Origin of the sequence: Mesorhizobium sp. M1A.F.Ca.IN.020.06.1.1 (assembly GCF_004023265.1) — a bacterium.
Classification (GTDB): Bacteria; Pseudomonadota; Alphaproteobacteria; order Rhizobiales; family Rhizobiaceae; genus Mesorhizobium.
Genome location: NZ_RZSR01000139.1, coordinates 1 through 8,921 on the forward strand (window position 1 = coordinate 1; position 8,921 = coordinate 8,921).

The 8,921-nt window shown below is 58.2% G+C and carries 4 protein-coding genes and 2 pseudogenes; 3 read left to right on the plus strand and 3 right to left on the minus strand.

Annotated elements, in window-relative coordinates:
• Window positions 1-223 precede the first annotated feature (223 nt).
• Window positions 224-748, plus strand: a pseudogene (locus tag EOA60_RS08955) (DUF6088 family protein); the annotation flags it as partial.
• A pseudogene (locus EOA60_RS39645) lies at window positions 741-985 on the plus strand (nucleotidyl transferase AbiEii/AbiGii toxin family protein); the annotation flags it as partial. The pseudogenes EOA60_RS08955 and EOA60_RS39645, both read left to right, overlap by 8 nt.
• A gap of 62 nt (window positions 986-1,047) precedes the next feature.
• Here EOA60_RS39645 and EOA60_RS39850 read toward each other — a convergent pair.
• Entirely contained in the window at window positions 1,048-1,329 is a 282-nt protein-coding gene (locus EOA60_RS39850) for a hypothetical protein (protein ID WP_348627460.1), read from the minus strand.
• 175 nt (window positions 1,330-1,504) lie between these two features.
• On the opposite strand from EOA60_RS39850, the gene EOA60_RS39660 reads away from it, so the two are divergent.
• Complete coding sequence (locus tag EOA60_RS39660) at window positions 1,505-1,702, plus strand: hypothetical protein (protein ID WP_281060374.1); 198 nt, start codon at window positions 1,505-1,507, stop codon at window positions 1,700-1,702.
• Between the two features lie 167 nt (window positions 1,703-1,869).
• Here EOA60_RS39660 and EOA60_RS08965 read toward each other — a convergent pair whose 3' ends face one another.
• Entirely contained in the window at window positions 1,870-4,479 is a 2,610-nt protein-coding gene (locus EOA60_RS08965; RefSeq protein WP_128311254.1) for an AAA family ATPase, read from the minus strand.
• Window positions 4,480-4,733: 254 nt separating this feature from the next.
• Window positions 4,734-8,921: DUF3320 domain-containing protein (locus EOA60_RS08970; protein ID WP_128311256.1), on the minus strand; the 4,188-nt coding region annotated here is incomplete at its 5' end.

An 8,921-nucleotide genomic window follows, 5' to 3' on the forward strand; every position in this document is an offset into this window, starting at 1 on the left:
TTCTGGCGATGATCGCAGGACAGGGCTCGATGGCTGGTCTTGGCGGTGTCAAGCGAAGTGAGGATTTTGACCCCCCCTCAATTTCTCATTTCGCCCGACAGGCCGAGCTTGGCCGACCGAACCCCTTCGGTCGCCAGGACGGCTATGCCGCGGCCAAATGGTCTGAGGCCGGCACAATCTCGACATCGTTGTCGCAAACTCCGCACGAGGCCGACGCTCAGGGCGAGCTGCTATCGATCAGGTCCTCTCCCGCTTGGTCAAGCGTGGAAAACTTCGGCGCTTGGCGCGTGGCCTCTACGACTATCCGAAGGTGCACCCTAAGGTGGGTCAGCTTTCACCGGTTCCCGACGACGTCGCGCGTGCGCTCGCGCGGGAGACTGGTTCAAAAGCGCAGATCGCCGGCGCCCACGCAGCCAATGCGCTCGGTCTCTCGACGCAGGTTCCAGCAAAGAGCCTTTATCTGACGGACGGGCCCTCGCGCCGGGTCGTGCTGGGCAAGCGCGTGGTTGATCTGCGTCACGCTTCGCCCAAGCATCTGATCGCACCGGGCAGTCCTGCCGGAACCGTTGTCCAAGCTCTTCGCCATGTCGGGCCGGTGCGGGCCTCCGACGTAGCCCAGCTCGCCGCGCGTCGGCTGTCGGCGAGTGACAAGAAGCTACTCGCGTCCAACGTAGTTCAGGCTCCCGCCTGGATGCATCCGACGCTGATCTCGATCGCCAACACAGTGTCGAACCCGGCGAATGGATAAGGTTGCTCTTCTTCCCGGCAAATGATCGGGCAGCACTCTTTGGCGAAACCGGCGCCGGGCGCGGCGTTGCCAACACGATCATCGAGAAGGACTTGTGGGTCTGCTGGACCTTGAAACGATTGTTCGATCTTTCGGAGGACGCTGCAGCCAGCCTGGTCTTTCAAAGGCGGAACGTCCCTGTCCAAGGCCCTGGGCATTATCCGCCGTTTCTCCGAGGACATCGATTTGTCGTTCGACCGGGCCCCGCTTGGCTACACAGGTGATCGCGATCCAGAAAAGGAGGGCATCAGCCGGAAAAGTCAGGTCAACTCATCGACGACCTGGTGGGAGATGTCGAGAAGCATATCGCCGGCAGGCTGCTTCCCGCCCTTCGTGCCGCGATCGGCCAAAAGCTCGGGGAACCGCAGCACGACGAGTGGCTGCTCTTGATCGATGAAGCCGACGCGCAGACATTGAACTTCCGCTACCCGGTCGCGCTTGCGACGGGCGAGTATCAAGGCATCGCGTACATCACGCCACTGGTTAGGCTTGAGCTCGGCACCCGCGGCGATCCTTGGCCCGCCGAGAAGAAAATTCTTCACCCCTACGCGGCTGCGCGGCTGAGGATTTTCCCGATTTCTTCGAAGACCCGGATACGACCGTCACGGTCCTGTCTGCACGGCGGACCTTCTGGGAAAAAGCCACCGCATTGCACGCGAGGCCCATCGTCCGTCGGTGACCCCGCAATATTTCTCACGCCATTACTACGACCTCGCCATGATGCTCGACTCCGACGAGGGTAAGGCCGCCGTCGCTGATCTCGAGCTGCTGGCAACCGTGGCAAAGCACAAGGCGACGTTCTTTCGCTCGGGCTGGGCCAACTACGATATGACGCATCCAGGCACTTTGCGGCTGATTCCAAGCGAGGCCCGCATTAACGATTTCAGAGCGACTATCGGGCAATGGCGCCGATGATGTTCGATGACACCCCGCCGTCATTCGACGACATACTTTCCAAGATTGAGAAATTCCAGCAAACTATCAACAGGTAGCCAATACGCAAAGTTCGCTTGTTAGCGAACTATAAGGGCCAGATTGCGATTTTCCGCAAGCTTGCATTAACGACCCTGTGACTGAAACTGTTAGTTCTTAGGTCTATCCGGTTTTGCCTTGGCGATAATCGCCTTGGCCCGCTCGACAAGCTGCCCCAGCTTTTCGATGGTCGGGGGAGCTTCGGTGCCCGCCTCTGTGTGACTATGGCCTTCCATGATGGCAGAGCACAGCTCGAATACCTCAATAATTTCTTCAATGAGAGCCTGATCCCACATGACGCGACGAAGCGCCGTTACCATTATGCGATCATCCCAACGCTTCACCACCTGTTTGAGTAGCAGGTGCGGCACCACCTCCTCGATTGTGCGTCGCAGTTGACCAGCGCCCTTGCGCACCAGGTCGACCCGCGCCGAGCCCAGGAGTTGTTGGGCCTGGGCCAAAGTTTCCTCAGCAAGCTTGGTTTTGAGATATTGGGGGGTGGAAATTGGTGCATCGTTGAGGCTGACGAACCCCGTTTTGTCTTTGGCGCCCCTCTGAATCCAGTGGGTCACCGGCTCAATGTCGGCCTTCTCCGCCGCGCTGCAGACCTTAGTAAAGAACAAAAGATCGTGTGTAAAAATGATTACCTGCCTGCTCTTCGCTTCCTCAACCAGCCGGTCCGCGATGCGCTCCTTTCGCTGATGATCCTGAGAGTTAACGGGATCGTCAAAAATCAGGCCGGCGTTGAGTTCATTGAGAGCGGCCTCGGTTAAAAAGTCAGCCAAGGCTACTGCTCTTTGTTCACCTTCGCTAAGAATTTGATCTAGTGTGAATTCTTTGATCGCGAGCGAGCGGATTGTCTGTCCTTTCTGTCCCTTAGTGCGAAACTCAACCGGGATGGCACATTCTAGCGCGGAGCATTCCTGCCCCAAACGCGACCTGTAGGTTTCTGCTATAACCCTTGAAAACAGTTCCCCCTCTTTTTCGGTGATATGGCGGGGGTTCAAAGCCGGCCTCGCCTTGGAATCAGCAAGATGACACCATTTGAGATCCGCGACGTACTTTTCGATATCACTGAGATTCTTGCTCAGAACTTCGCGATGACGAAGCTCCACCCTTTCAGCGTCGAGCTTCGCTACGGCTTCAGCAACGCTGAGAACCTTCAGATCAGCTATATCCGCGTCGATTTTGCTAACGACAGCCTCAAAGGCTGGCGTCAAATCCGCGGTGCCGTCGCTCGGGAACGTTTCTCCTGCCTTTTGTAGTGCTACGACGATCGCCGTGCGGTCTGATTTGAGGGTGGCAAGCAGCTGAATAATCTGATCGCTGAGTGACGGATGTGCGGTTCTGAGATAAATCCGTGCAACCGTGTCTTCGCCGAATATATCGAGAGTGAGGCTCTCGAACCCCTTGATTTTCGCTTTGATTTGGTTGTCCAAGGTCGCCAGCGCGGTTCGGTCCTGGCTGTCCACGAATTCCCAGAAGCGCGCAAAAAGCGCAACGGCTCGGTCGCCTAGCGGTTGTTGACAAAGCAAACAACTATCGGTTTCGTCTGGGTAGTGATCGTGTTCAAGGGCAGCCGACTCGTAAGCCGCTGCAATGAGTCTTTCCCATTCCGGGCCGCCTACACCCTTCAATTTGTCAGACTTGAAGGATGCCGCACCGGTTGCCGCCACCTTCTTGGCGGTTTCGTTAAATTCTGTGAGCAGGCTTTTCGCCCCATCCCTTTCGTTCTGCGAAAAGGCCGCATGAAGTTGCTTTACGGTTTCACCCAGAAGTTCGATCGACTTGCGCGCTTCCGTGAGCCGTCGAATGCTTTCTTCTGGGGAGGTGGACTGCAATTCCAGGATCAAGCGCTGGATTTCCTCGACCCGGGCCGCCTCGTCCTTGCCGTACTGTGCCAGTTTCCGTAAAGGTACCAGATCGGTTTTTGGCCCCAGCGCAGCAACAGCCGCAGAAGCTGCGGTGGCGTGCCCTATGAATGCATTTACAAAGCGATTTTGCTTTGGCCGTCTCTCAGCGGCTGCGGCCAGTTTCTGTGCCAATACACCATATATTCTGGCCATCTCGGGAAAGACATCAAAGCCCGCTGGCTTGAAGCCAAGAGGCCCTGTGTCCGTCAAATGCTTACCGGCCACCGAACTGTCGAAGACAGCAAACGACTTTTTCAACTCGGCATGCTCCGTCGTTCCATCGAAGACGAGAGGAATTTCATTCCCGGCGTGATCAACCAAGACGATGGTTGCCGAGGCTTTTCTTGGAGCGGTGCCGTCGTAGATATCGGGAATGATCGCGTGCCGAGCGCGACTGAAACACACGTTCGTTAGGATGCGCCCAAAACCGCTCTTTCCTGCGCCGTTCCCACCGTAGATGAGCGTAAGTTGGGGCGAAAAAATCAGTTCAGCAGATGCGGTCAGAGCATTTACGCCGCTGACATCGTGAATTCGCAAAAGTCTGGGTTTCTGGGATCCCAGTCCGCTCGCTTTGCCAGTAATATTTGTGGGCACCTCAACCTTGGGATCTGGTTCATCCCCCAGCCCAAATCCGTGCAGGAAAATACTATAAACCTGCTCAATCTGCTCGGTGCTAAGAGTGCCATAGCGTATTGCGTAAGCAAGGAGAAGTCTTTGCCAGGATGAGAAACCGTTCGCCCAAGATTCCAGCTCATCCCAAACCGTCGATTGAGGGCGTACTGCCGCCCCTACGTGCTGATCTGTCAATTTACGCCCCCCGCCGTTCAGGTTTCACTCTGACTAAGTCACCGCCAAACTGTCAAGCATTAATATTTTCTCGTGTTGCCGGCTAACAATACATCGTGCATATGCAAACCTGTCACCTGTGACCTTGATGGCGCCTTGTAACTAATGAAAATCCACACTTACAGGCGCGATACATGGCGCACCCTCCAGCAAGCACAAAATGCATCAGACAACCTTGTCAACGGGGAGCCGTCTATACCGGCACCAACTCGTGACTAAATCCCAGGGGTATGCAGCCTCGCCCTGCCGATTGCTTCGTCCAGCCGTGCGCGCGAAACCGAGGCAAGACGCTCAACTCCCAGAATGTGGGCCAAGTCGCGTGCAGGGTCGGGCATGTCGAGAAGTCCGCGGTTGTCGATCACTACCGAGGCCAGTTCAGCCAGCGGTATGTCGGCGATCGAACGTCTCGCTTCTTCGTTGACTGCTCGGCGATAAGGCAGCACGTCTGACACTGCCCCCTTCTTCCAAATGAATTCGCCACTCGACTCCAGTGTGCGATCCAAGTCCCGCAGATGCAGGTCGATCCTTTCGCGAATGCGACCACCCGTACGGAGCCACCCATGGGCACGGGCAATGCGTTGGGCGAGTACGTCTGCCCGCACCGGGCTTTCGGTCTCGACGATGGCCTCAACCATGCTCTGTAGCGTGGTCCTGTAGCCGAACTCGAAGAATTGCTCTGGGTCCGCACGAAAGACCGTGAGATCGGTCACCCGGTAACGTCCTGTCTCAACATTACCTTGGACCGGCTGGCCCGCCATCGTTGAAAATGCTGCAAAGCCCGAAGACTCTGGAGTTGTTGGAACATTCGCTGAAACAAGCTCAACATTGGATGTGTTCGGCAGGGGCGGGAGCTCCTCGATTTGTAGTGCCGTTTGGTCGCTGGTTTCAATTACCGACTCTACCTGCTGACCCATTTCCCAGCGTGTCGTCACCTCTTCCGGCTGTTCGCTGGAGCGACGTGCCCGGCTTTCCTCGAGCAGGGTTTCCAGGCTTGCGTTGAGGCGCTCCGCGCAACCCTTCGCGTCGAACCACCAGTCGGTCGACCAGACGCGCAAGATCGTCCAGCCGAGCCCTGTCAAAACCTGCTCGCGAACCTTGTCGCGATCTCTTGCCGTCGCCGATCGATGATAGGTCGCCCCATCACATTCCACACCGGCCAGATAAGCTCCTGCAAGATCCGGGTGGCGGACGCCCAGATCGATCCGGAAATCTGAAATCCCGACTTGCGGGACTACGATCCATCCGCGCCGCTCCAGTTGCTCGGCAACCGCCTCCTCGAACGGCGAATCGAAACCGCCGACAGATCCAAGATCCTGGGCAGGCAAAGCGATCGGGCCGCGTTCGGCGTAGTCGAGGAATGTCTTCAGGTGTTGGACTGCGATCGCCTTGCTTCGCGACGGATCAATCTGGTCCGCGGTAAAGCCGGAGAAGATGATGAGTTCCTGTCGCGCACGTGTCACCGCCACGTTGAGGCGCCGCTCACCGCCATCTCGGTTGAGAGCCCCGAAGTCCATCGCCGGTGGCTTTCCGGAGCCGTCCTTGTAGAACGTGATCGAGAACAGAATAACATCCCTTTCATCGCCCTGGACGTTTTCGAGGTTCTTCACGATCGCGGGTTCGACCCGGTCTTCGGCAAAGAACCATTCGAGTTCCGGATGGTCCCGGCGCGCAGCATCGAAACGATCCAAGATCAGCGATTGCTGTTGCGCATTGAACGTGATTACGCCGAGCGTCGGCCGGCTATTCTCCGGCAGCGCCAGCCAGCCCTTCATGCGACTGACTGCCTCACTGACGACCGCCATGGCCTCGATCTTGTTGGTGCGGCTCTTGCCGCGGTCGTAGATTCCGTCCGACACCCGGTGCAGCCGCACCGCGCGATCATCCACCGCCGGCGAGGGGAATGTCACCAGGCGGTTGCGGTAGTAATGATAGTTGGAGAACGCGATCAGCGACTCGCTGCGGCTGCGGTAATGCCATCTGAGATCGCGCACTGGAATCCCAGACGCCCTTGCCTCATCGAGAATGCTTTCCAGGTCCTTTTCATGGTCGGCGATCTCCTCGTCGTCTTCGTTGCGGCCGAAGAAATTGGTCGGCGGCAGCTGCTTGGGATCGCCCACGATAATGGTCTGCCGCGCCCTGGCTATGGCGCCCACTGCATCCCAGGTGGTGATCTGCGAAGCCTCGTCGAAGATCACCACATCGAACAAAGCCTGGTTCGGAGGAAGATACTGGGCAATCGAAAGCGGCGACATCAACATGCAGGGCGCAAGCTTGGCAAAGCTCTCGGGCATCTTGCCAATCATGTCCCGAATGGACTGGCTCGGCCGCTGAAGCTCCATCTGGTGCCGCAGCAACCCAAGTTCGGAATTGCGCGAGACGCTTTGTACCGAAGGAAGCCCGTGCGCGAGCGCGCTGGCCACACGTTGGGTTGCTTGTGTGCGCACAAGATCGTCGATCTCACGAAATTCCGTAATCGCGTTCTCGTGCTGGAACCTGCGGAAGTTTCGTAATACCTCGTCCCCATCGACAACCTTCGGCAGCCACCATCTTGCGTAGCCCACGCGGAAGGCCGGTCGCGCCTGGTCGGGGCCTATCGCTCCCGTCTCGATCTGCTCGACCAGCGATGCCAGATTTTGCTGGATCGCCTTCCTCTTCACCCGGCACCATTCCGACCAGTTGCGCAACAGATTTCGAGCATCCGCTAGCTCAATCAGCTTGGCTCTCAGCGCTTTAAGGCTAGAACCATCCGCGGAATCCGGAATCTCCCGTGCCGAAGCCTCGCCGAATACCGATCGCGCGGCTTCGAACTGCGTGTCGGCTGCCAGCAGCCGGTCACCTGCCTCGCGCAGTCGGTCGATTTCAATGGTGCCGCGCAAACTCGGTGCGACTGAGCGAACGACGGCACGAAACTCGTCCTGGCTCCTTCCAGGAATGCGAAGTGCCGCGCGGAGACGCCGGGCGGATTCGAGTACGCTCGCGACAGCCGCCACGTCCGTTGTCAGACCTTCGATCGGTAGTGGCTTGCCTGCCAGCGGGCTTTGGTCGATCTGAGCCAGAAACTCCCTCATACGGCGGAGCAGAGGAAGGTCCATGCCGGGATCCGCGGTACCACGCTGTGTGCGGCTTTGAAGCAGTTTCTGAACCTTGCGCTTGCCGAGGGCCGATCTCGGCCAAAACGATTCTATCGCCTCACGCCATTGGCGGTCCAGGATATCCAGGTCAAGGTCACGGACGGTCGCGACGTCATAGGCGGCGGAGAGGCTGCGCTCGCTCTCGCGATAACCCCCGATCGCGCGTTCCAGCTTGGCAAGCGCCTCCCCGAAGGTCGAGAAATCCCGGTCATACGCAATCGAGATATCGCGGTTCCGCGTTTGTGCCAGAACCTGTGCCAGGCCTGTGAGCGACTGGAGTTCCGTATGCGAGAACGTCTCATTAGGCGAGAGACCGAGACTGGACTGGTAATCCCGTATCGATGCCGTCAATTGCCCGATGGCGGAGTGCAGGGACGTCGCGGCGGCCAGCAACCTTAGTTGCCAATCGCTGCTCCACTCTTCGACATTGATCAGATCCAATGCTGGCTGACGTTCGACCGACGCAAACACCCGGCCGACCTGCGCGGCCAGCTCCTCCAGGTCAAGAAGAGTTTGCGCATCGTGCCCATCGGACGACTGCCACGAGAATGTCGGCGCAACTTGGTCGTTCGAGTTAAGCGCTGTGCCCAAGGCCAGATAGGGCGTCCATCCGTTTGGATACCGTTTGTGAAGCGCCTCGACATAGGCATTCAATTCATCCCGACGCAGGCGAAGCCGCTCGTTGACGGTGATCCATTGAGACGCGTCGGCCTTACCTCCGTGCTCCCACGAAGCCTTCAGTTGCGTCAGAAAACGTCTCCGATCGGCCTTGTTCGAGTGCAGCTCTATGCAGTGGTTTCCAAGTCCGTGCTCCCGCAGCCGGCGGTAGACGACATCGAGTGCGGCCGTCTTTTCCGCCACGAACAGGACGGTCTTGCCTACCCCCAGACAGTTGGCGATCATGTTGGCGATCGTCTGGCTTTTTCCCGTCCCGGGCGGCCCGACGATGACGAAGTCGCGCCCCTCCGCTGCCGCCAGGCTGGCGGCGGTCTGCGATGAATCGAGGGGAAGGAGGCTTATGATGGCGGAGGGTTCGTAAGCGCGGTCCAGCTCGGCCTCATCACGAAAGGCTGACTGACCACCCGAGCTCTCGAACGCCTGCTCTGGCGTGTCGATGAGATGGCGAACGACCCTGTTCTGTCGCAGTGCATCGGTTCGCTCGACAAGGTCCTTCCACATCAGGAACTTTGCGAAGGAGAATGTCGACAAGGCGGTTTCGTCGATGACCTCCATTCCAGGAACATCGCGGACGGCCTGTCGCATGGAGGATAG

Excerpts from the sequence above, each read along its gene's own strand:
- EOA60_RS39660 (WP_281060374.1), top strand. The coding sequence starts at position 1,505 with ATGATGCTCGACTCCGACGAGGGTAAGGCCGCCGTCGCTGATCTCGAG.